The 22276-nt window shown below is 70.1% G+C and carries 21 protein-coding genes and 1 riboswitch; of the genes, 7 read left to right on the top strand and 14 right to left on the bottom strand.

Features of this window, described 5'->3' with window-relative positions:
* Positions 1-111 precede the first annotated feature (111 nt).
* The gene (locus OHB23_RS20235; RefSeq protein WP_328810258.1) at positions 112-1848 is read left to right on the top strand and encodes an aldehyde dehydrogenase family protein; all 1737 of its coding nucleotides are present in this window, start codon (positions 112-114) and stop codon (positions 1846-1848) included.
* A gap of 1 nt (position 1849) precedes the next feature.
* Complete coding sequence (locus OHB23_RS20230; RefSeq protein ID WP_027504243.1) at positions 1850-3439, top strand: GMC family oxidoreductase; 1590 nt, start codon at positions 1850-1852, stop codon at positions 3437-3439.
* Here OHB23_RS20230 and OHB23_RS20225 read toward each other — a convergent pair.
* The 5 genes from OHB23_RS20225 to OHB23_RS20205 all read right to left on the bottom strand — a co-directional run bounded on the left by OHB23_RS20225 (position 3428) and on the right by OHB23_RS20205 (position 10468).
* Positions 3428-4477, bottom strand: a complete 1050-nt coding sequence (locus OHB23_RS20225) for an AraC family transcriptional regulator (protein ID WP_056446817.1) — start codon at positions 4475-4477, stop codon at positions 3428-3430. The two genes, OHB23_RS20230 and OHB23_RS20225, sit on opposite strands and share 12 nt — an antisense overlap.
* Positions 4474-5724, bottom strand: a complete 1251-nt coding sequence (locus OHB23_RS20220; RefSeq protein ID WP_222650986.1) for a pyridoxal phosphate-dependent aminotransferase — start codon at positions 5722-5724, stop codon at positions 4474-4476. The genes OHB23_RS20225 and OHB23_RS20220 overlap by 4 nt, the downstream gene beginning before the upstream one ends.
* Positions 5725-5765: 41 nt before the next feature.
* Positions 5766-6449: a DUF3239 domain-containing protein gene (locus OHB23_RS20215; protein WP_222640926.1), complete on the bottom strand. Its 684-nt coding sequence runs from the start codon at positions 6447-6449 to the stop codon at positions 5766-5768.
* Position 6450: 1 nt separating this feature from the next.
* On the bottom strand, positions 6451-8106 hold the full coding sequence (locus OHB23_RS20210; protein WP_027504240.1) for a DNA repair helicase XPB: 1656 nt from the start codon (positions 8104-8106) through the stop codon (positions 6451-6453).
* 76 nt (positions 8107-8182) lie between these two features.
* Entirely contained in the window at positions 8183-10468 is a 2286-nt protein-coding gene (locus tag OHB23_RS20205; RefSeq protein ID WP_328810257.1) for a helicase-associated domain-containing protein, read from the bottom strand.
* Positions 10469-10540: 72 nt separating this feature from the next.
* Here OHB23_RS20205 and OHB23_RS20200 point away from each other — a divergent pair, with 72 nt between their 5' ends.
* Positions 10541-10732, top strand: coding sequence for a hypothetical protein (locus OHB23_RS20200; RefSeq protein ID WP_027504238.1), 192 nt, complete (start codon positions 10541-10543; stop codon positions 10730-10732).
* A gap of 58 nt (positions 10733-10790) precedes the next feature.
* On the opposite strand, the gene OHB23_RS20195 is transcribed toward OHB23_RS20200, so the two are convergent.
* From OHB23_RS20195 to OHB23_RS20180, 4 genes are all read right to left on the bottom strand, one after another.
* Entirely contained in the window at positions 10791-11378 is a 588-nt protein-coding gene (locus tag OHB23_RS20195; RefSeq protein WP_027504237.1) for a transglycosylase family protein, read from the bottom strand.
* Between the two features lie 8 nt (positions 11379-11386).
* A riboswitch (cyclic di-AMP (ydaO/yuaA leader) is annotated at positions 11387-11593 on the bottom strand.
* A 166-nt stretch (positions 11594-11759) separates the two neighbouring features.
* Entirely contained in the window at positions 11760-13046 is a 1287-nt protein-coding gene (locus OHB23_RS20190; RefSeq protein ID WP_328810256.1) for a glycosyltransferase 87 family protein, read from the bottom strand.
* An 89-nt stretch (positions 13047-13135) separates the two neighbouring features.
* Entirely contained in the window at positions 13136-13534 is a 399-nt protein-coding gene (locus tag OHB23_RS20185) for a YccF domain-containing protein (RefSeq protein WP_328810255.1), read from the bottom strand.
* Positions 13535-13561: 27 nt separating this feature from the next.
* Positions 13562-13780: a hypothetical protein gene (locus OHB23_RS20180; RefSeq protein WP_027504235.1), complete on the bottom strand. Its 219-nt coding sequence runs from the start codon at positions 13778-13780 to the stop codon at positions 13562-13564.
* A 248-nt stretch (positions 13781-14028) separates the two neighbouring features.
* Here OHB23_RS20180 and OHB23_RS20175 point away from each other — a divergent pair, with 248 nt between their 5' ends.
* Positions 14029-14448: a cold-shock protein gene (locus tag OHB23_RS20175; RefSeq protein ID WP_027504234.1), complete on the top strand. Its 420-nt coding sequence runs from the start codon at positions 14029-14031 to the stop codon at positions 14446-14448.
* 79 nt (positions 14449-14527) lie between these two features.
* On the opposite strand, the gene OHB23_RS20170 is transcribed toward OHB23_RS20175, so the two are convergent.
* From OHB23_RS20170 to OHB23_RS20160, 3 genes are all read right to left on the bottom strand, one after another.
* On the bottom strand, positions 14528-15037 hold the full coding sequence (locus OHB23_RS20170) for a DUF2771 domain-containing protein (protein WP_027504232.1): 510 nt from the start codon (positions 15035-15037) through the stop codon (positions 14528-14530).
* Positions 15034-16713 carry an MFS transporter gene (locus tag OHB23_RS20165; RefSeq protein WP_285187861.1) on the bottom strand — a complete coding sequence of 560 codons (1680 nt, stop codon included), beginning with the start codon at positions 16711-16713 and terminating at the stop codon, positions 15034-15036. Before OHB23_RS20165 ends, OHB23_RS20170 begins: the two co-directional genes overlap by 4 nt.
* A gap of 68 nt (positions 16714-16781) precedes the next feature.
* Entirely contained in the window at positions 16782-17615 is an 834-nt protein-coding gene (locus OHB23_RS20160) for a glutaminyl-peptide cyclotransferase (protein WP_328810254.1), read from the bottom strand.
* A 52-nt stretch (positions 17616-17667) separates the two neighbouring features.
* Between OHB23_RS20160 and OHB23_RS20155 the strand changes: the two genes are divergently transcribed.
* The 3 genes from OHB23_RS20155 to OHB23_RS20145 all read left to right on the top strand — a co-directional run bounded on the left by OHB23_RS20155 (position 17668) and on the right by OHB23_RS20145 (position 21760).
* A complete protein-coding gene (locus OHB23_RS20155; RefSeq protein ID WP_056447505.1) occupies positions 17668-18495 on the top strand; it encodes a DUF3027 domain-containing protein in 828 nt (275 codons plus the stop codon).
* 125 nt (positions 18496-18620) lie between these two features.
* Complete coding sequence (locus OHB23_RS20150) at positions 18621-21212, top strand: sacsin N-terminal ATP-binding-like domain-containing protein (RefSeq protein WP_328810253.1); 2592 nt, start codon at positions 18621-18623, stop codon at positions 21210-21212.
* Complete coding sequence (locus OHB23_RS20145; protein WP_328810252.1) at positions 21209-21760, top strand: phosphatase PAP2 family protein; 552 nt, start codon at positions 21209-21211, stop codon at positions 21758-21760. The genes OHB23_RS20150 and OHB23_RS20145 overlap by 4 nt, the downstream gene beginning before the upstream one ends.
* Here OHB23_RS20145 and OHB23_RS20140 read toward each other — a convergent pair.
* Both OHB23_RS20140 and OHB23_RS20135 read right to left on the bottom strand, forming a co-directional pair.
* Positions 21738-21872 (bottom strand): hypothetical protein, encoded by a 135-nt coding sequence (locus OHB23_RS20140; protein ID WP_261769702.1) that lies wholly within the window; start codon positions 21870-21872, stop codon positions 21738-21740. The two genes, OHB23_RS20145 and OHB23_RS20140, sit on opposite strands and share 23 nt — an antisense overlap.
* A gap of 139 nt (positions 21873-22011) precedes the next feature.
* Positions 22012-22275 carry a DUF2530 domain-containing protein gene (locus tag OHB23_RS20135; protein ID WP_051612979.1) on the bottom strand — a complete coding sequence of 88 codons (264 nt, stop codon included), beginning with the start codon at positions 22273-22275 and terminating at the stop codon, positions 22012-22014.
* Position 22276 lies beyond the last annotated feature (1 nt).

Genomic DNA, 22276 nt, shown 5'->3' with positions numbered 1-22276 from the left:
CTGTCCGGTGACGGACACCACAGGGCTGCTGTGCCTCGGCACAAGCCGGGCGCGTGAGCGGCCGACGTCCGCCTATGGCCACCCGATGTAGTACAGGTCACAATCAACGGTATGACCACAGGCGAACTCACCCCGAGTACCACCGGCGCATCCGCCTTTCCCGAGGTCGACGCGGCTCTCCGCGACCTCGCGCAGGGCGAGGCCGCATGGGCACGTGCCTCGCTCGGCGACCGTGCGGACCTTCTCGACCGGGTCGCGGGCCTCACGGCGTCGAAGGCGCAGGAGTGGGTCGACGCGGCCGCTCGATTCAAGAAGCTGCCCGCGGCCTCCGCACTCCTCGGCGAGGAATGGCTCTCCGGGCCGTACTCCGTCGTCACCGCGTGCCACGTGCTCGCGCAGAGTCTGCGGCAGCTCGCCGTGGGGAAGAGCCCGCTCGCGGACGCCCGGATCGGCTCGGGTCCGGGCGGGCGCACCACCGTGCAGGTCCTGCCGTCGAACATCTTCGACACGCTGCTGCTCAACGGGTTCTCCGCCGAGGTGTGGCTCGAACCGGGTGTCGACGCGGACACCGCGCGCCGTGACGCCGGACTCGCGCAACGGAACCCGACCGAGACCGGGGGCATCGGTGCGGTGCTCGGCGCCGGCAACATCACGTCCATCGCCCCGCTCGACACGCTCTACGAACTGGTCGCGCACAACCGCGTCGTCGCGCTGAAGCTCAACCCGGTGACGGATCCGATGGAACCGGTGCTCCGCGCCGTCTTCGCTCCCTTGGTCGAGCTGGGCGCGGTGCGCATCCTCACCGGTGGCCCGGACGTCGGCTCGTACCTCGTGCACCACGACGCCGTGGCGCACGTGCACATGACGGGCAGCTCGATCACGCACGACGCCATCGTCTTCGGCACCGGCGAGGAGGGTGCCGAGCGGAAGAAGGCGAACACCCCGTTGCTCGACGTGCCCATCTCGAGCGAACTCGGCGGCGTCTCGCCGGTCATCGTGATCCCGGGCCAGTGGTCCGACGCGGACATCCGGTTCCAGGCCGAGCACGTGGTGACCCAGCGGCTGCACAACGGCGGCTACAACTGCGTCGCGGCGCAGGTCGTGGTGATCTCCTCCGAGTGGCCGCAGCGCGACGCGTTCCTGGCGGCACTGCGCACGGCACTGCACGAGGCACCGGACCGCGAGCCGTACTACCCCGGCAGCGCCAGCCGCGTCGCCGGTGCCCGTGCGGACTACCCGGGCGCGGAGTCGCTCGGCCCGTCCGGCGGCCGCACCCTCGTGAGCGACCTCGATCCGGACAGCTACCGCGCTCTGCTCACCACCGAGTACTTCGCACCGGTGCTCGGTGTCATCGAGATCCCGTACACCGGGCAACGTTTCGTGGACGAGGCCGTCCGCATGTCGAACGAGGAGTTCGTCGGCACGCTCGGCGTCAACGTGATCGCGCATCCCGACACGCTGTCGTCGCTCGGCACCGCCGTCGACGAGATGCTCGAGGACCTGCGCTACGGCACCATCGCGCTCAACGCGTGGACCGGCGTCGGCTTCCTCACGGCGGCGGCGACCTGGGGTGCGTTCCCGGGCCACACGCTCGACGACGTCCAGAGCGGAATCGGCGTCGTGCACAACGCACTGCTGATCGACCGACCCGAGCGCACCATCGTCCGCGGGCCCTTCCGACCCGCGCCGCGCTCGATCCTGAAGGGCGAGTTCACCCTGTCGCCGAAGCCGCCGTGGTTCGTCACCAACCGCACCGCGGCCACCACCGCGAAGCGGTTCACCGCGTTCGCCGCGGCTCCGTCCTGGAAAGCCCTGCCCGCCATCTTCGCGTCCGCTCTGAGAGGTTGACATGACCGAGACTTCCACCGACTACGTCGTCGTCGGCGCAGGATCCGCAGGATGCGTCGTCGCGAATCGGCTCAGTGCCGCGTCGAACACCGACGTCGTCGTCCTCGAGGCGGGCCCGGAGGACAAGGACAAGTTCGTCCACATTCCCGCCGGGTTCTCGAAGCTCTTCCGTTCGGAACTGGACTGGGACTACGACACCGAGCCGCAGGCCGAACTCGCCGGCCGACGGATCTTCTGGCCCCGTGGGCGCATGCTCGGCGGCTCCTCGTCGATGAACGCCATGATGTGGGTGCGCGGGTTCGCAGCCGACTACGACGACTGGGCGGAGGCAGCGGGACCCGGGTGGTCGTTCGACAGCGTGGTGGACACCTTCCGCCGTATCGAGAACATCGAGGGTGCCACCGAGTCCGACGAGGGCAGCGGCGGACCGCTGCACGTGTCGAAGCAGCGCAGTCCCCGGTCGATCACCGGCGCGTACCTCGATTCGGCCGCGGCACTGGGCTTGTCGACGGAGCGCGCCAATCTCCCCACGCCCAAGGGCATGACCGAGACGATGGTCAACCAGAAGCGCGGCGCCCGGTGGAGCTGCGCCGACGCGTACCTGCGGCCGGCCATGTCACGGCCCAACCTCACCGTGGTGACGGAGGCGCAGGCCACGCGCGTGCTCTTCGAGGGAACCCGCGCAGTGGGTGTCGAGTACTCGAAGGACGGTGCGCTGCACACGGTTCGGGCCTCGAAGGAGGTCATCCTGTCCGGCGGTGCCATCAACACCCCGCAGTTGTTGATGCTGTCGGGGATCGGTGCGCCGGAGCATCTCGCCGAGCACGGCATCGACGTGGTGCATGCCGCCCCCGAGGTGGGCGAGAACCTCATGGACCACCTGGTGTCCGCCCTCGGATACGGGGTGCAGTCCGACACGCTGTTCACCGCGGAGAAGATTCCGGAGCTGATCAACTACCTCGCGCGTCGACGCGGCATGCTGACCTCCAACGTCGCGGAGGCGTACGGCTTCGTCCGCAGCCGCGACTCGCTCGACCTCCCGGACATCGAACTGCTCTTCGCGCCGGCGCCCTTCTTCGACGAGGGTCTCATCCCTGCGGACTCGCATGCGGCCATCCTGGCGTCGATCCTGCTCAAGCCGGAGAGCCGCGGACGCATCTCGTTGCGGTCGTCCGCACCGTTGGACAAGGCGATCGTGGATCCGCGCTACCTGTCCGACCCGGGCGGTGTGGACCGTGCGGCGATGCTCAGCGGGCTGCGCTACTGCGCCGACATCGCGCAGACGGAGCCGCTGAAATCGCGACTGGGGGAGATGGTGCGCCCGGTACTGCGCAACAGCGAGGCACTCGACGAAGCGCTGAGCGAGTCGCTGGAGACCATGTCCCACACCCTCTACCACCCGGTGGGCACCGCCCGGATGGGCTCGGACGCGGCATCGGTGGTGGATCCGGAGCTGCGGGTGCGCGGGGTGGAGGGGCTGCGCGTGGCCGACGCGTCCGTGATGCCGACGATCATCCGCGGCCACACTCACGCACCGTCGGTGCTCATCGGGGAGAAGCTGTCGGAGTTCGTGCTCGCCTCACGCGTGTGAGCGGTACGACCCCGGCGTCATCCCGGTCCACCGTTTGAAGGCGCGGCGGAAGGCGCTGGGTTCGGAGAAGCCGAGACGCGAGGAGATCTCTTCGGCCGTCTCGCCTCGTTCGAGCCCGGCGACCGCCGCGTCGCGCAGCACCTCGTCGCGCAGCTGACCCAGTGACGTGCCCTCCTGGCGCAGCAACCGGCGCAGGTGCGGCACGCTGATGGACAACATCGTCGCGATGTCGGTGGTGGTCGAGGCGCGGCCCATCGCGCCCAGTGCGAGGGCGCGCCGCACCACACTCGCCGCGCTGGAGCCGTAGTCCCGCTCCGAGAACAGGCGATTGGGCGACTCGCGGAGGTACTCCTCGAGGCTCTCCTCCGTCTGCACGAGCGGTGACGCCATGATCGCGTCGTCGAATTCCAGTGCCGCGACGTCGGATCCGAACGTCACGTGCACCCCGAAAATGTCGTCGTACACCCGCGGCGACGGATGCTGCGGTTCGGGGAAGGGCACCTGGACGGACAGCAGTTTCACGCGCCGCCCGATGAGCCATGCCGAGAAGCGGTGCCAGAGGATGAGCAGGAACTCGATGCGGATGCGCTGCGCCGCCTCGGCCGCCTCCGGGGAGAGCTGATCGGCGATCATCGTCGGGGAGTCGACGAGTTCGAGCCGGGCGCGTCCCCCGCCGCGCATCAGCACACCGCGCGGGACGCCGGGAAAGGCGCGACCGACGTCCACCATCCGTTCGAGCGCGCTCCCCAGATCGGGGCGGTGGATCATCGTCAGACTGAGTGCCCGAAAGGTGCCGCGGCGCACCGGAGCCGATCCGAGACCCATCAGCTCGTCGCCCGTCATCTGCCACAGCGCGCGAGTGAGGCGCGTGACCTGGTCGGTGGTGAGGCGGGCGCCGGGACGAGTGAGGACGTGCGGGTCGATGTCGGCCTCGCGCAGGCAGGCGGACAGGTCCACACCCGTCTCCCGCGCGAGGGTCACCGCCGTGCGGACGAACTCCACCGAGATGGTCGGCGGCGCCGCAGTGTCGATCGTCATGGGGTGGCGGACAATCGGGCCAAGCGCGACGCCGCGTCGGCGAGCACGTGATCCTGTTTGCAGAAGGCGAAGCGCACCAGGGTGTCCCAGCCCTCGCGGTGATCGACGAACGCGTCCACCGGTACGCCGACGACGCCGATGCGTTCGGGCAACGCACGGCAGAAACTGTCGGCGTCGGACTCGCCCAGTGGAGCGATGTCGGCGCAGACGAAGTACGTGCCCTCACTGCGCTTGACGTCCAGCCCGGCATGCGACAGCGCGGCGGACAGCGTGTCCCGCTTGGCCTGCAGTCCCGTTCGCAGGGCGTCCACCCAGGCGCTCTCGTGGTCGAGGGCGTGGGCCACCGCCGGCTGGAAGGGGGCGCCGCCGACGAAGGTCATGAACTGCTTGGCCGCCTTCACCGCGGCGATGAGGTCGGCGGGTCCGCAGGCCCACCCCGTCTTCCACCCGGTGGCGTTGAACGTCTTCGCCGCGCTCGACACCGTGATGGTGCGCTCGGCCATGCCGGGGAGCGTGGCGATGGGGGTGTGGACGGCGTCGTCGAACACCAGTCGCTCGTAGACCTCGTCGGTGAGGACCAGGAGGTCGTGCTCGCACGCGACCTCGGCGATCGCGGCCAGCTCCGATGCGGTGAACACGGTTCCGGTGGGATTGTGCGGGGAGTTGACGACGATCATGCGGGTACGCGGGCCGACGGCGGAGCGCAGGGCATCGACGTCGAGGGCGAACCGATCGCCGTCGACGACGAGGGGGACGGTGCGCCGCTGCGCACCCGCGAGCGCGACGGCGGCCGCGTAGGAGTCGTAGTACGGCTCGACGAGCAGCACCTCGTCACCGCTCTCGACGAGGCCGAGCATCGCGGCGCTGATCGCCTCGGTGGCCCCGACGGTGACCAGGATCTCCGAGTCCGGGTCGTACTCGGTGCCGTAGCGGCCGGCCCGGTCCCGAGCGACGGCGTCGCGCAACACCGCCATGCCCGGTCCGGGCGGGTACTGGTTGAGGCCGGACGCGATGGCCTCGCGCGCCACCTCGAGCATGCGCGCGGGGCCGTCGGTGTCCGGGAAACCCTGACCGAGGTTGACGGCGTCGTGCGTGGCCGCCAGCGCGGTCATCTCCGCGAAGATGGTGGACGCGAAGGGGCGCAGCCGGGCGACGGTGCGGGAAGGCCGGAGGCCGGCCGGATTCGATTCGCGGGAAGGCCGGAGGCCGGCCGGACTCGATGCGCGGTCGTTCGACGTCACAGCCATGAGGGGGAGCCTAGCGTTCGAGTCACGAGTCCCTCGACGCGTCAGTCCGCGCGCTTCTGCAGCAGTTCCTCGGGCAGGTCGTGGGGGTCGATGAGGAGCTGATCGTTCTCGGCCTGCCGCACGGTCTCCGACACGGACAGGTTCTTACGCAGCAGCTTCCACTCGACCGGATCGATGGCCTCGATGGCCGTCCGCAGCACGGTCCGGTCCCGCGTACCCCAAGCGACGGGCATGGGGCTGACCATCTGCCACGTCTCCGAGATGGATTTGGCGCTCCGGTCGGACAGCACGGCCACGGAGGGGACGCGCTCGCCCTCGGTCATCGTGTGTCCCGGCAGCGCCCGCACGTTCCGGACGACGAGTGCGTAGTGCGGGACGGTGGTCTCCGGCTTGGCGATGTCGATCAGCGCGAGGATCGTGGCTCCACGCGGTCGCGTCTCCGACACCATGGCCGGCACCAACGCGCTCGAGGCGTACAGCTCGTCGATGGACCCGACCTTGCGGGGCGCCCACACGGACACCCACAGCGACATCAGGGCGGCCACGGCCAGCACCGCACACAGGATGTAGGACCACGCGTGGTCGAGGACGTACAGCCAGGCCGCGCCGCCCGCGAGGAGCACGGCGAAGACGACGGACGAGATGCGCAACCGCCGCACGTCGCCGAGGGTCTCGTTCACCGACCGGGCGTGCGCGCGGTCCACGGGGAAGTCGAAGGTGCGCACGTCAGATCGCCGGTCCCAGGAGGTCGTCGGCGTCGGTGATGCGATACGCGTAGCCCTGCTCGGCGAGGAAGCGCTGGCGGTGAGCCGCGTACTCCGCGTCGAGGGTGTCGCGCGAGACGACCGAGTAGAAGTGCGCCTGCCCACCGTCGTGCTTGGGGCGCAGCAGTCGGCCCAGTCGCTGGGCCTCCTCCTGCCGGGATCCGAAGGTGCCCGAGACCTGCACGGCCACCGAGGCTTCGGGGAGGTCGATGGAGAAGTTGGCGACCTTGCTCACCACGAGGGTCTTGATCTCGCCGCGGCGGAACGCATCGAAGAGCAGTTCGCGCTCCTTGTTCTTGGTCGAGCCCTGGATCACGGGGGCGTCCAGGGCCGCACCCAGCTCGTCGAGCTGGTCGAGGTACGCGCCGATGACGAGCGTCGGTGAGTCCTCGTGCCGCGCCAGGATCGACTTCACCACGGCGATCTTCGTGTGCGCCGTGGAGCACAGCTTGTAACGCTCCTCCGGCTCCGCCACGGCGTACGACATGCGTTCCGCGTCGGTCAGAGTGACGCGCACCTCGATGCACTCGGCCGGCGCGATCCAGCCCTGTGCCTCGATGTCCTTCCACGGTGCGTCGTAACGCTTGGGGCCGATGAGCGAGAACACGTCGCCCTCGCGGCCGTCCTCGCGCACCAGCGTCGCGGTGAGTCCGAGTCGGCGTCGCGACTGCAGGTCGGCTGTCATGCGGAACACGGGAGCGGGGAGGAGGTGCACCTCGTCGTAGATCACCAGGCCCCAGTCGCGGGAGTCGAAGAGCTCGAGGTGCTTGTACTCACCCTTGGTGCGGCGCGTGATCACCTGGTAGGTCGCGATGGTGACCGGGCGGATCTCCTTGCGCTCGCCGGAGTACTCGCCGATCTCCTCCTCGGTCAGGGAGGTGCGGGCGATGAGCTCGCGCTTCCACTGCCGACCGGCGACGGTGTTGGTGACGAGGATCAATGTGGTCGCGCGGGCCTTGGCCATGGCCGCGGCGCCCACCATCGTCTTGCCGGCACCACAGGGGAGGACGACCACACCGGATCCGCCGGCCCAGAACGAGTCGGTCGCCATCTGCTGGTAGTCGCGTAGCTCCCAGTGGCCACCGGAGAAGTCGAGATCGATGGGGTGCGCCTCGCCGTCGACGTATCCGGCCAGATCCTCGGCCGGCCAGCCGACCTTGAGGAGCATCTGCTTGAGGCGCCCGCGCTCACTGGGGTGGACGAGCACGGTGTCGTCGTCGACCTGTGCGCCGAGCATCGGGGCGATCTTCTTGTGCCGCATGATCTCGGTGAGCACGGCGCGGTCGAGGCTCACCAGGGACAGCCCGTGCACGGGCGACTTGACCAGCTGGAGCCGGCCGTAGCGGGCCATCGTGTCGACGATGTCGACGAGCAGGGGCTGCGGAACCGCGTAGCGGGAGAAGGTCACGAGAGCGTCGACCACCTGCTCGGCATCGTGGCCCGCGGCGCGCGCGTTCCACAGCGCGAGCGGGGTGATGCGGTAGGTGTGGACGTGCTCGGGTGCGCGTTCCAGCTCGGCGAACGGAGCGATGGCCGCGCGGGCCTGCCCGGCGAGCTCGTGGTCGACCTCGAGCAACAGGGTCTTGTCGGACTGGACGATCAACGGTCCGTCGGTCACGGTCTCTCCTTCACGCGCCCCGCATGGACGAACCGGGGCGCAACCAGTCCATTGTGCCTTGCACCGGCGCGGCGGTTCAGGCGAGCAGGGCCACCGACGTGATGCGGTGCAACGTGAAGTGACGCATGACACCGGCGTCGGGGTCCCACGCGTCGAGTTGGCCGCCGCCGACGGTCACCGGTTCGACGACACGGTTGCTCGAGACACCGGCAGCGTCCACGTAACCGATGCTGATCGGTGAGCGGGACAACGCGGCGCGCTGGAGAAGCGCGATCGTCGCGGCGCCGGACGCACGGGTGCCGTCGGACCGCACCCGTTCACGCTCGGTCCGGCGCACCTCTCCGGCTCGGGTGCCGGCCCGCATCTCCGAGACGAGGCGCCCCAGTTGCTCGTCCGTGGGGACGGCGGGCGTGCGGTAGGGCGAGCGACCGCGACGGGGGACGACGCGCGCACCGCGATCGCGGACGTCGACGATGGTGCCGGAGGAGTCCTCGCCCGCGGGTGCGAACCCGGCGGCGCGCAGCCCGGCCAGCACGTCGGCCAGCGGCGCCTGCGAGATCGCGACGGTCGGGGCCAGTGCCCGCAACGCGAGGGCCTCGGCGGCGGGAGAGGAGAGCACCTCCGCGAGCAGTGCGGGGTCCTCGCAGCGGACGAAGGACGACGCCACCCCGGCACGCAGGCGTCCGTGGCGGCGGGCGACGTCGTCGATGAGGTAGGTCAGCGACTGCGGGACAGGCGTCCGCGAATGGGTGGCGAAGAGGGCATGGAGCTCCGCGGCGGTGGTGCCGCCGTCCAGAGCACGTCGCAGCGTCCGCTCGTCGATGCGGTACATCGTCGCGGCGCCCGCCGACTCGATGTCCGCGACCGTCGCCATCCGCTGCGCGAGCTCGGGAGTCAACGGCCCGGGGGCGACGACGGTCAGGTCGGCCTGGACCAGAACGTGGTCGATGGGTTCGGGCAGGACGCGGTGCATCGCCGCCGCGGCCGAGGAGGGATCACCGATCAGTGCGCGTCCGGGGGTGGACAGTGCTCCGCGGCCGACGACCCCGAGAGCGCCGGCCTCGGCCAGGTAGCGGGAGACCGGGCCGACGCCCAGGCGAGCGGCGAGGCGAGGCCTGCGCCAGGTGGCGATGCGGACGACGTCCTCGGTGGCGAGGGCCTTTCCCGAGGCGAGATCGGCGATCACGCCCAGCACGATCCGCCGGTCTCGGGGCGCGGCGGCCGAGCGGGCCTCGTCGGACAGTGCGGCGATCGGCTTGTCGTTGGCGTCGCGCATGCCGATCAACCACGGCACCCTGGGCAGATCCAGCCAGGCACCTGCCAGGGTGGCCCAGCGCTGTGCCGGCGATGCGGTGACCCATGCGTCGACCGCGGGGGTGGGCGTCCACATGTCGTCGATGTCGGTGAGCGGTCCCGGATCGGGCAGCCCCACCGCGATGAGTCCGGCGCCCGCCAGGACCTCGACCAGCAGGCCGACTCGCGCCTCGTCGAGATCGGCTGCCTTCGCGATGCGTCGGATCTCCCGGACGCCGAGTCCCCCCGCCTTGAGTGCGGGCGCGGGCGTGCGGGAGAGCGAGTCGACGATGTCCTCGCAGTGCCGCAGCAGCTCGAGGGCCTCCCCGGCGGCGGCCGCGTCGACGTCCGCCACCCCGACAGCGGTGGTCGACGCCGCCGGTGGGGCCAGCGACACCGGATCGGTGACGGGCTCGCCGCGGAGTACCTGCGAGACCTGCGGCGGCAGTTCGACTGTGTTGTCGTCGAGCCAGGTGAGCAGCCCGGCGGCGAGCAGGCGCTGGACGGGCCGATCCGCGGGCGTACCGGGTGCAGCGTCGCGCGTCCGGCCGATCGACGACGAGCGGGTCAGCGTGGTGAGCAGCTCACGGCTGCGGTCGTCGATCTCCGCGAGCTTCGCACCGACCACCTCGGCGGTGAGCGAGGCGTCGACGTCGAAGAACCGTCCGACCCGCCACGGCACGGCGTCGCGTGCGGCCGCGACCAGGGTGAGCGACGTCGTGCCGCGCACCAGCGCACGCGCACGCAACACCGACAGAGCCGCGTCGACCGCCTTCTTCGTCGCTCGGCGGCCGACGATCTCGTCGAGTCGGGCGCGGGCGACCGGGGCGGTGTCGGCGCCCTCGTGCGCGAGCAGCTCCACGACGGTCAGGCACGTGGTGTCCAGGTCCTCGGCCGCGCGCAGTACCGAGGCACGTTGCTCGGACCGGCCCGCCAGAACCTCGAGTGTGGGCGGCGGCGGGATGGTCAGATCGGGGCGGAGCCGCAGCAGTTCGGCCAGTTCGTCGTCGCTGCGCGCGGACAACCACTCGGTGAGTGTGTCCGCCGGCGTGCCCTCGTTGTCGGTCATCGAGGTCAAGCGTAGAGACCGGTCCAGGGACCTGGACTGGCAGAGGCGCTACTCCGAATGGTGAAATGAACCATGGCGAACTCAGAGAAGAAGCGATATGTCGACCCGGGCTGGCCGCACAGTGCGGACGACGACGATCATCCCGTCACCGAACTGATGTCGGCGCGCGCCGGAAACCTGTCCCCGTTCGGTGAGGAGACGGAGTTCCCGCTGCCGGTGGACTCGCTGCCCTACGCGCATCCCCACACGGTCATCAACCGCTGACGCGCGAGACACGAGAAAGGCCCCCACCAGTCGGTGGGGGCCTTTCTCGTGGAGTGGGTCAGCGGGGCAGGAGATCCTGGTTCGCTGCGATGAAGCTCGCCACCTGCGGATCCGCGGTGGCGGCCTGGACGAAGCCCAGGATCGCCGGATCGTTGGTGAAGTTCTGGACGACCTGGGTGAGTCCCTGCACGGCCTGCTCGGTCGACGGGATGCTCGTCAGATCGGGGAGTGCCGGTGCGGTGGGCGCCGTGGTCGCCGGTGCGTCGCGCTGCGTCGGACCGCTGCTCAGTCCGAGCTGCGAGGAGCAGGACGGCCAGGCGCCCCAGCCCTGCGACTCGAGCACGCGCTCGGCGACGACGATCTGCTCTTCACGGCTGGCCTGGTTCGCGGTGGCCGCGAACTCTCCGCCGCCGTGTCCGGTCCAGGTGCTCGGCGAGAACTGCAGGCCGCCCTGGAAACCGTTACCGGTGTTGATGCCCCAGTTGCCGCCGGCCTCGCACTGCGAGAGACGGTCCCAGTCGGAATCGGGGGCTGCGTTGGCCGTGCCGCTGAATGCGAGACCTGCGGTGCCGACCAGTGCGCCGGTGACGGCGACCTTGGCGACGGTCTTGCCCGTGGTGCTCGGCTTGCGATGACGTCCGCTCATAAGGGTAGAAATCCTCTCCACACGCGCCTGCGAGGTCAGCTGTCGGATTCGGGCTGAGAGGTAGCCCGGCCTCGGTGCGCTCCTGGCTGGAGCGGAGAGGCTTCACCCCTAGGTCGACTGCTCGGTGCCCGGTGGGGCGCCGCGAGAGCCGGCCGGATATCTACGAAGGACGTGTGGGTCCCCCGCCCTCGTCCCTGATCATGTCTGTGAGGGATGTCCGGTACCCGCGGGACGAGGTTTGGCGCGGCGGGCCGGACGTCGGCCGAACTTCCGGCCGTGATGGACAGTATTACGAAACGGGCACACATGTCACTGTTCGATAACTTCCCCTGGTGCGCGCGTCGCGCCGCCGTTGTGAGGTGTTCGAACGGGTCGTCGCAGCTAGGACGGCGAAGGCGTGCTGACCACCGTCTCGTCACCCGTTCGTGACCGCTTCGTTATGTGTCCGACGTCACATGTGCGCAGGATCACAGCCACGACGACGAGCGCCAGAACACCCGTGGTCGGGTAGACGGTCTGCAGCACCACACCCTCGAGTCGGTTCGACGGCGGGAGCATGAAGGTGCCGATCGCGTAGACGTCACCGGGCGCCACCCAGAACCAGGCGATCTGCGGCAGGCTCGCGACGAGCGGCAGGATCCAGGCGAGCGGGTTCGAGGCACGCAGTGCGACGTCCATGCAGACGATGACCAGCGGCAGGAGCCATACCCAGTGGTGACCCCAGGAGAACGGGGACACCAGAGGCGCTGTCAGGCCGATGACGATCAGGCCGAGGAGCGGCAACCCCCGGCGGTGCGCCGCCGTGCCCACGAGAAGGCCGGCCACGCAGACGGCTCCGGCGATGACGATCCAGAGCAGCGTCGGCGCCTCGGTCATGCCGAACCACCTCGGTATCGACGCGCGTAGCGACTGGTTCGCGCCGGACGAGATGTCGCCGATGCGGGACGAGTCGGAGATGGCGCCGAACCAGTAGGTGACCGCGTCGGAGAAGAGCACGACGAAGCCGAGCACCACGGTCGCCGCGGCGGTGACGACGCCGACGACCAGTGCCCGCCACTGCCGTGTCAGCGCTAGGTGGACGAGGAACAGTCCGGGAGTCATCTTGATGCCGGTGGCGATGCCGACCCCGATGCCGCGGAGCCGGCTGCCCTCGGGCCGCGACAGGTCCCACAGCACCAGCGCCAGGAGCACGAGATTGATCTGACCGAGCCAGATGGTCATGCGCACCGGTTCGAGCCACGTGAAGACGATGGACAGTGCGGCGCTGACGATGCGGAGACTGCGGTCGTCGCGGAAGCCGAGGACCATCCAGCAGGACCGGACGATCAGATAGAGCAGCGCGATGTTCCCGAGCCAGAAGACGATGTTGGTCGTCGCAGTGGACATCGCCCCGAGAGGTGCGAACACCAGCGCGGCGAACGGGGGATACGTGAAGGGGAGTTCGCCGACCAGATCGTGGGCGTACAGCGGGGACGAGTCGAGCACCGTCGCTCCGCCGGCGCGGTACACGAGAGCGTCGATGCCGAACCGGAACAACCCGAACTTGGGGACGTCGAACGGGATGAGCCGATCGTGCGCGACGAGCGCCACGGCGGCACCGATCACGGTGAGGGCGACGAAGATCCTGTGTGATCCGAAGGTGCGGTCATCGGATTTCTTCAGTATCACGCACAGGATGGTAGACCGATCCGACGTGTATCACCCCTCGGGCCACGCCGAGAAGGAACCGTTCGTTCTGTTGAGTGCGCGCCCCGACGTCAGTAGCGCGTGGCCACGAACGGTGCGTCCGAGTCGACGATGTCCTTGCCCAGCGGCATGAGCGACACCGGGATCAGCTTGAGGTTCGCCAACGCCAGCGGGATCCCGATGATGGTGATCGCCATGGCGATCGCGGTGAGGATGTGCCCGATGGCCAGCCAGATCCCTGCCACGACGATCCAGATCACGTTGCCGATCACCGAGGCGACGCCCGCCGTGGGCTTGTCCACCACGGTCCGGCCGAAGGGCCACAGGGCGTACACCCCGATGCGGAAGGCCGCGACACCGAACGGGATGGTGACGATGAGAATGCAGCAGACGATGCCGGCCACGAAGTAGCCGAGAGCGAGCCACAGGCCGCCGAAGATCAACCAGATGACGTTCAGCAGCAGGCGCATGCGACCAGTATGCCCGGTTCCGCCGTGTCAGCGCCGGGCTCGGCGGCCCGACCGCAGCGCGTGGATAAGACCGAGCAGGAACCCCAGCGGGCACAGCATCGCCGAGAGATAGATCCACAGTCCGGGCGGATCGTCCCAGACGAGCAGCGTCACGAACATGACGACGATCGCCAGCAGGCCCAGCCCGAAACAGACGAGGGCGGCGACCAGGAGCGCCGGGGTTCCGGTACGGGGGGAGTCGGTCACGAGAGAGCACACTATCTCTCCGGCCTTCCCGCCCTGATGCCCCGACCGGCCTCCGGCCTTCCCGGCCTGACGACCCGACCGGCCTCCGGCCTTCCCGCCGCCTACCCCCGCGATATCGAGGTGCTCGTCGTTCGCGCAGCGGAGTACCATCGACTCATCGCGTCCCGAGCGCCAGGGCCCGTCATGGGCGGCGGCAACGGGCGCGATTATTCATGTGACGCGATCAACGAGACGAATGGGTGAGATCGGTGCCGACCGGCAAGGTGAAGTGGTACGACGTCGACAAGGGTTTCGGCTTCCTCTCGCAGGACGAGGGTGAGGACGTGTACGTCCGGTCGTCCGCGCTCCCGCAGGGAGTCGAGGGCCTGAAGGCCGGCCAGCGCGTCGAGTTCGGCATGGCCGCCGGGCGCCGCGGACCCCAGGCGTTGTCGCTAAAGGTTCTCGACCCGGCGCCCTCACTGCGTCAGGCGGGTGCCGCCGCCCGCCGCGATCAGCCGACCGCTCGCAAGCACACGCCCGACGAGTTGCACGGCATGGTCGAGGACATGATCACGCTTCTGGAGGCCACCGTGCAGCCAGAGTTGCGCAAGGGCAAGTACCCCGACCGCAAGACCGCCCAGAAGATATCCGAGGTGGTCCGGGCCGTCGCCCGCGAACTGGACAGCTGACCCGGGCGGTCACTCCCAGCGGCCGTGCGTGCGCCAGTGCTCGAACTGGGTGGTGAATCCGTCACGCGAGCCCCGAGTCCTAGAGGGCCGTCGTGGTGGCGATCGACCAGATGGCGTGGCTGACGATCTCCTCCTGGTCGGTGTCGACGTCGATGACACCGGACGGCAGGCGCACCTCGACGCCGATGAGCACGAGTCCGTCCTCGTTCACCGGCGGCACGGTGAGCGTGTTCCGAGTCCCGGGGGCGAAGTACTCGTCTGCTTCCACGACGTCGCCGGAGTCCGGGTCTCCGTAGACGCTGGCGAAGCCCCACGGGTTCTCCGAGATGGCGCCCGGCAGGGACAACTGCAGCGGATGGCCCTCGCGCACGGGCATCGTCGCGGTCGTGCCCTCGTAGTCGCAGAGCGGCTCCTGCACCGGGCAGTACCGGAACGGTTCCACTTCCTCGTACCGGCCGTCGGCGTACGCGGACACCCGCGGGGACTCCTCGGGGGCGTCGAGGATCGCCTTGCCGACCACCAGCACGAAGGCGACGCCGACGACGGCGACCAGTGCGGACAGTCCGTACAGGATCTTGCGTGTCGTCATCGGGGAGCGTCCTCGCCCGCGGGTGCGCGGCCCGCGTCCTGATCCACTCGGGGAATTCGGCCGGTGGCGTGGCGCAGTTCGCTGCCCGCCACCTCCTGGTCCGCTCGTACCGGTCTCTTGCCGCCGAAGCCGGGAAGCAGCGAGCCGCCCCGGTGGGTCACGAATGTCTGCACCAGGCCGATCGTAAGGACCACCGACACCACGGTGAAACCCAGCCAGTACTCGGTGGGGAGCAGCACGCCGAACGTGCCGCCGATGACCCAGCTCAGCTGCAGCACCGTCTCGCTGCGCCCGAAGCCGGACGCGATCGACTCGGGAGGCAGGTCGTTCTGCAACGACGCGTCGAGCGACACCTTCGCCAGCGCGCTCGCGCCCGAGGCGACGAGAGCCGCGAGCGCGGCAGTCAGCAGGCTGTTCGTCAGAGCCGCGACGATCGCGACCGCAGTGACGGCCGCGGTGCAGCGCACCACCAGCACCGACGGGCGACCGAGCTTCACCCGGGCGCCGGCGGCGTTGCCGCCGAAGTTGCCGAGTCCGGCCGCCGCGCCCACCAACGCCAACATGAGTGCCTGCTGGAGTGGCTCGTGCTCGGTGCGGGACTTCGCCACGAACGCGACGTACAGCGTGAGGAAGCCGGTGAGCACACGAATGGTGCCGTTGCCCCACAGTCCGGTGAGGACGTCGCGGCCGAGGGGCTGCCGCCGTTTGCTGGGCGCCGGGACGATGCCGATCGCGCCGGTGGTCGCCTCGGCGTGGTATCCGAGCGTCGCGGGCACCTCACCTTCGGTGACCTCCACCCAGGACGGGATGCGCATGGAGAGATACGCGCCGAACACCGTCACGGCGAACGTGAACCACAGTGCCCCGGCGGAACCCAGTGCGAACGCGATGGCACCCGCGACCGCTCCCGCCGAGATGGTGCCGCCCAGCAACCCGAACACGGTCAGGCGGGAGTTCACCCGGACGAGGTCGATGTCCGGTGGCAGCACCCGAGGGGTGACGGCTGACTTGAGCACCGAGAACGACTTGCTCAGCACCATCATCCCGAGCGCGGCGGGATAGAGGAGCCAGGTGTCGAAATTGAAGACCAGCACCACGGCGAGGACGGCGCGCAGGACGAACGAGGTGGCCAGCGCGATGCGGCGACCCTGCTGCAGGCGGTCGAGCATGGGGCCGATCAGGGGCGCGATGATCGCGAACGGGGCGATGGTGATGAGCAGATACAGGGCGACCTTGGTCTTGTCCTCGCCCGTCGCGGCGGAGAAGAACAGCGTGTTGGCCAGCGCCACCGCCATCGCCGCGTCCGAGGCGAAGTTGGCCATCGTCGCGTAGGTGAGCGCCGTGAGACCGGACTTGTCGGCTCCGTCGGCGGTGGCGGCGCGTCGGAACGTCGCGATGCCCTTGCCCGTGATCTCACGACCACGCATCGCCGCGACGCGGGTGACCGTCAGTTTGCGCGGTACGCGGGGACGGCGGGGACCGGTGTCCTGGTTCGGCATGCGTGTCGTCGGGTCGGGCGCCGTGGTCGGGTCGCCCGGGATCGTCTCGCCCGGTCCGGCCGTCGGTGGATGCAGCGGAGGCAGCGGCGATCGACGGGGTGGGAGTCGCTCGGACGGCGAGTAGTTGTCCCATCCCGGATGTCGCGAACCGGGGCGCGGATCGTCGGGACCTGTCACCCCGTCATTGTCCCCCACCTCGGGTCGGGGAGTGTGGGCGACTCGCTCGGCGGGGCGGCGTCCCTCGCTCACCGTGGTCGGAACTCGACCTCGAACAGAGTGGGCCACAATTTGCCGGTCACGAGGAAGCGGGACGTGCCGGGGACGGCCGCGATGCCGTTGAGGACGTCGATTCCGGACGTGTCCTCGAGTGCGGCACGCAACGGCGAGGCGTCGACGATCGCCGTCACGGCGCCGGTCGACGGATCGATCCGCACGATGTCGTCGGTCTTCCAGATGTTGGCGTAGATCCCGTCCGCGGTGCACTCCAGCTCGTTGATCGACGTCACCGGCCGCTCGCCCCGAGTCACGCGCACGCTGCCGGTGGGCTCGAAGGTGACCGGATCTCGGAAGGTGAGGGTGTCGGTGCCGTCGCTCATCACGAGGCGGCCGCTCGATCCCGCACTCGACTCGTCGAGGCACAGACCCCAGCCCTCGCCGTCGTAGTCGACGCGTCGCCGCTCCAGCAGAGTCTCACGATCTCGGGCCACCGCGATCCCGTCCTGCCAGGTCAGCTGCCACACCGCGTCGCCGGCGACGGTGAGGCCCTCGCCGAACAGCGGTGCGGGAAGGTCCACCTCCGCGAGCACGTCGCCCGTCTCCCGATCGGACGCCGTGACGCGGGAGCGGCCCTCGCGGCCCGTCCCCTCGAGCAATCGGTCACCGTCGATCTCGAGACCCTGGGTGAAGGCGTCGGTGTCGTGCGGCGACGTGCCGACGATCTCGACGCCGAAGCGGGGCACGTCCGCGGCCGGCGGTGCGGGATCCGGCGCGCATCCACCGAGCACCACCGCGGCGGCGACGGTTCCGGACCCGATCGCGCGGCCGACTCCCGAACCTGAACGCAAGAGACCCGAACGCATACGGCCATCCTGTCAGGCCCGGTGGGCGCACGACGCGAGCCGATGCTGCAAAATAGGGGGTGTGAGTGCCCCTGTCGTGACCGAGATCCCCCCGCTCCTCGCCGACGCCGTGTCCGTGGCGCAGGCCGCCGTCGTGGAGTCGGGCGAAGGCCCGGTCGGAGCCCACCTCGGGGTCGAGGCCGTCGACGAGGCCTCTGCGATCCACCGCTTCGCGGCCGACCTGCCCGGATACGGCGGCTGGCAGTGGGCGGTCGTCGTCGCAGCGCCCCCCGGCTCCGAGACCGTCACCGTCAGCGAACTCGCCCTGCTTCCCGGTCCGGACGCCCTGGTGGCGCCGACGTGGGTTCCGTGGGACGAGCGCATCCGTCCCGGCGATCTGGCTCCGGGTGACCTGCTGCCGCCACGCCACGAGGACGTCCGACTGGTGCCGGGGTACCTGGCCACCGGCGATCCCGCCGTCGACGACGTCGCCCTCGAACTCGGTCTCGGTCGCAAGCAGGTCATGAGCCGCGAGGGTCGGCTCGAGGCCGCCGAGCGGTGGGCCGAGAGCGACTTCGGTCCCGATTCCCCGATGGCCAAGGCGGCGCCGGGCACGTGCGTCACGTGTGGTTTCTATCTCGCTCTGCAGGGTTCGCTGAGCGCTGCGTTCGGCGTGTGCGGAAACGAGTTGGCCGCGGACGGACACGTGGTGCACGCGGCGTACGGCTGCGGTGCGCACTCGGACACCGAGGGACCGACCGGCGCCGGATCGCCCGCGTACGCGGCCTACGACGACGGTGCCCTGGAGACCACGCCGACCGAGAACACCGAGCCCCAGAACACCGAGCCCCGGGACACCGAGGCGGTCACCGACATCACGGAGTCGTCGTCGACCCTCTGACCGACCCCTTCGGGACGGAGGCACTGCGCGAGTCCGTTCTCGCGGCCTGGTCGTCGTCGCCCACCCGACTGCGGGAGGATGCGGCCACGGAGGCCGATCTGGTGGTGGGGGGCTACCGCGATCGCGTGATCACGGAGCTGGCGCAGAACGCCGCCGACGCCGCCTCCCGCGCCGACGTTCCCGGTCGCCTGGCGGTGTGGTCCGTCGGCGACGCGCTGCACGTCGCGAATGTCGGTGTGCCGCTGTCGATCACCGGGGTGCAGGCGCTGTCCGCGCTGCGAGCGTCCGACAAGACTTCCGAGCACGCCACGTCCGTCGGGCGATACGGAGTCGGGTTCACCGCCGTCCGTGCGGTGTCCGAGCGTATCGAGATCCGATCCACGTCGGGCTCGATCGTGTTCGACGGATCGAGGACGCGCCGAGCGATCGCCGCGCGTGGGCTCAGTGAGCCGGAGCAGGGCGTTCCCGTCCTCCGGTTGCCGTGGGCGTCGGACGACGTGCCGACCCCGGGTTGGGACACCGAGGTCGTGCTGCACGGCGTCGTGGACGTCGCCGAAGTGCTGACCGCGGCCGCCCGTGAGTCGATCGATCTGATGCTCGAACTCGATGCGCTGCAGTCGATCTCCGTCGACGGGACCGAACTCGTGCGTGAGGTGTCGTCGGGCCCGGGAGCGTGGACGGACGTGCGGGTCGGCGGCCGACGATGGTGGCGCGGCGACGCGGCGGCCGCACGCTGGTTTCTGCCGCTCGAGGACGACGGTCTCACGCCGGACTCGCCCGCGCCACTGACGCGGGACGTGCTGCGTGCGCCCACCAGATCCGATGAGGTGCTGACGATTCCGCTGCTCCTGATCGCGGACGTCCCCCTCCAGCCCGACCGTCGACGGGTCCTTCCGGGCGCCGACCTCTCGGTCGTGGCGACCGGATACGCGGCACTGGTCGCCGACCTGCCGGCGTCTCATCGGGCCGCCGCGGTACCGCGTCCGGGACTGCCGGCGTCCGAGGTCGACGAGGCGGTCCGCGCGGCGCTCGTCCGCGACCTGGAGTCGACCGCGTGGGTCCCGACGGCGGCGGGCCGGGCGGTACGTCCCGCGAATGCCGCGGTGGTGGACTCGATCTCAGCCGAATTGGCCGAACTCCTCGTGGACGTCGTGCCGGGTCTGGTGGCACCCGAGGCATCGGATCGCGCGTCGGCGACGGCTCTGGCGGCGGTCGGTGTGCGTCGGCTCGGGCTCGCGGGCATCGTCGAGAGCCTGTCGGGGGTGTCGCGGCCGCCGATCTGGTGGCACCGCCTGTACGACGCACTGACCGACATCGTGCACGACTCGGCGGACGTCGACGAGTGTGCGGCGCTGCCGGTTCCGCTGACGGACGGCCGCACCGTCACGGGTCCCCGCACGGTGGTGCTGGTGGACGGCGACCGTCTCGGCTCGGTCGGGTGGGCTCGTGTGGTGCACCCGGACGCCGCCCATCCGTTGCTCCGCCGCGCGGGAGCGCGGACCGCTCGCCCGGCCGACCTGCTCGCCGACCCCGCGTTGGCAGCGATGCTCGAGGATCCGGACGACGTGCCGGAGGAACTGGTGCACGACGTGCTGACCCTCGCGGCAGCTGTCGGCGGCGGGACGAGGATCGGCTCCGTCGGGTCGTTGCCGTTGCTCTCGTCGGACGGCGAGATGCGGGCGGCGGACGAACTGCTGTTGCCGGACTCGCCGTTACGGCGAGTGTTGCAGCGGGACAGCCCGTTCGGCGTGGTGGATCGGTCCGTCGTCGATCGGTACGGCGCGGACGCCCTGCGGGTGGTGGGCGTGGGTCACGGCTTCGGCGTCGTGGTGGACGAGACCCCCGCGGGTCCCGATCACGATCTCGACGACGAGGAGGCGTGGTGGGACAGTCTCGCCGGTGAGCCCGGCACCCTGGTCGCCGTGCGTGATCTCGATCTGGTGGACGAGGCGCGCTGGGCGGACGCGCTCACCCAGATCGTCGACGATCCGGTGACGGCCGCGGCGGTGCGGGACCGGACCGGATACACCGCCTGGTGGCTGCGTCGTCACGCGCGGGTGAACGAGACACCGCTGGGGTTGCTCCGTCTGCCCGGCGACGACTCCCTGCGTGGACTGCTGGACCCCGTCGACCATCCCCGCGCCGCCGAGTTCGCCGCGGCGCTGGCGGGTCCCGCGATCGACGACGCCGACACGGCGGCCGATCTGCTCGCCGCGGCGGCCGATCCCGATCGTGTGGTGTCTCCCGCGGTGGCGATCCGGGTCCACACGCTCCTCGCCGAGGCGGTGGACGCCGGGCGGGTGGATCTACGCGACATCGATCCGCCCGTGGCGGTACGCACTCTCGCCGGCAGCGTGGCCGATCCCGCCGCGGTGGTCGTCCTCGATCACCCGCGGTGGATCGCCCTGCTACCCGCCGACCGAGTCGTGCTCGGGTCGACGGCGTCCGCCGACACCCTCGCGGATCTCCTCGACGTGGAGACGGCGTCGACGGCGCTGAGCGTCGAGATCGTGTCGGTGGGGGAGCGGGCGACGGTGGACACCCATCCCGCCCTCGCGGCCGCACGCGCGATCTCGTCGTGGCCGGTCCCGGACGTCGTCGTCCTGCACGACGACCTGGTGGTGCGGTGTCGCGGCACCGTGCGAGTGGAGCGAGCGGTGCCCTTCTGGGTCACCGACGACGGCGAGACGCACGTGTCACGGACGGTGCTGCCGTGAGCGCGGACCGTGATGTCCTCGACTGGATGGTGGATCACCGGAGCGCGGCCCTGACGGACGCCATGACCGTGATCACCACGGTGGGCAACACCGCGGGCGTCGCACTCGTGACGGTGGTGGTCGCGCTGATCCTGGTGCGCCGGGGGCACCGCCATTTCGGGCCGGGCCTCGTGGCCACGGTGTTCACCGGATGGCTCGTCATGAACGCTCTCAAGTACGCGATCCGCCGGACCCGGCCGCCGGTGCCCGAGCGCCTCGTCGACATCTCGACCTACTCGTTCCCGTCCGGTCACGCCATGGTGTCGGCGACCTTCGCGGCGGCGGTGATCACGCTGCTGGTCGCGCTCGGCGCGTTCGACAGTGCCCGGAAACGAACGAGAGCAGCGGCCGCCGTGGTCACGGCGGCAACGCTGCTCATCGGGTTCTCCCGCGTCTACCTCGGGGCGCACTGGCTCAGCGACGTCGTCGTCGGCTGGCTCCTGGGGGCCCTGGTCGGTGTCGCGGGTATCGCGGTGGTGTCGCGACTCAGCGGTCGCGCTGGGCGATGACGAGAAGCTCGTCACGCATCGCGGGGCTGCCCACGTTGTTCGCGCGTGCGTAGAGATCACGCAGCGCCCGAACGTGGCGGCGGCGGTTGAGGAAACTTTCGACGTACTTCACTTCTATCTCTCCGGACGTTGCTCGAGTAGCTGAACTGACATAACTGATTCTCCACGTTACGTCCGTGTTACTCAACCTCTAGGAGGGTGAGTTCCAGCACGTCAGAGGGGGTTTTCGCGCCCGGAACCTGTCGCCCGGGTCACACCTCGGGCGGGTGCACGAGCCCCTTCTGAGCCGTGCGTCGGCCGCGGCGAGCAGCTCGGCGTTGCAGTGCGAACAGTCCGAACCCCAACGCGCCCAGAGCGGTTCCCGTCCAGCAGACCGCGACTGCGCCCGAGAAGGAGTCGACCACCGAGCACAGGACGGCGGCGACGAGGAACAGCAGCGTACCGGCAGCGAGCACCGGAGCGGGATCGGTCACGCGCGGTGGCAGTCCGGGCGGGGTGGCGGGGGTGGGGCGCACG

The organism is Rhodococcus sp. NBC_00294, assembly GCF_036163995.1.
Lineage (GTDB): Bacteria > Actinomycetota > Actinomycetes > Mycobacteriales > Mycobacteriaceae > Rhodococcoides.
Note: the sequence above shows the minus strand (reverse complement) of the source record. Positions and strands in the feature narration are given on the sequence as shown.

Bases quoted from the DNA above. Each gene is read 5' to 3' on its own strand.
- OHB23_RS20235 (WP_328810258.1), top strand. From the start codon at position 112: ATGACCACAGGCGAACTCACCCCGAGTACCACCGGCGCATCCGCCTTT.
- OHB23_RS20230 (WP_027504243.1), top strand. From the start codon at position 1,850: ATGACCGAGACTTCCACCGACTACGTCGTCGTCGGCGCAGGATCCGCA.
- OHB23_RS20225 (WP_056446817.1), bottom strand. From the start codon at position 4,477: ATGACGATCGACACTGCGGCGCCGCCGACCATCTCGGTGGAGTTCGTC.
- OHB23_RS20220 (WP_222650986.1), bottom strand. From the start codon at position 5,724: ATGGCTGTGACGTCGAACGACCGCGCATCGAGTCCGGCCGGCCTCCGG.
- OHB23_RS20205 (WP_328810257.1), bottom strand. From the start codon at position 10,468: ATGACCGACAACGAGGGCACGCCGGCGGACACACTCACCGAGTGGTTG.
- OHB23_RS20200 (WP_027504238.1), top strand. From the start codon at position 10,541: ATGGCGAACTCAGAGAAGAAGCGATATGTCGACCCGGGCTGGCCGCAC.
- OHB23_RS20195 (WP_027504237.1), bottom strand. From the start codon at position 11,378: ATGAGCGGACGTCATCGCAAGCCGAGCACCACGGGCAAGACCGTCGCC.
- OHB23_RS20185 (WP_328810255.1), bottom strand. From the start codon at position 13,534: ATGCGCCTGCTGCTGAACGTCATCTGGTTGATCTTCGGCGGCCTGTGG.
- OHB23_RS20170 (WP_027504232.1), bottom strand. From the start codon at position 15,037: ATGACGACACGCAAGATCCTGTACGGACTGTCCGCACTGGTCGCCGTC.
- OHB23_RS20160 (WP_328810254.1), bottom strand. From the start codon at position 17,615: ATGCGTTCGGGTCTCTTGCGTTCAGGTTCGGGAGTCGGCCGCGCGATC.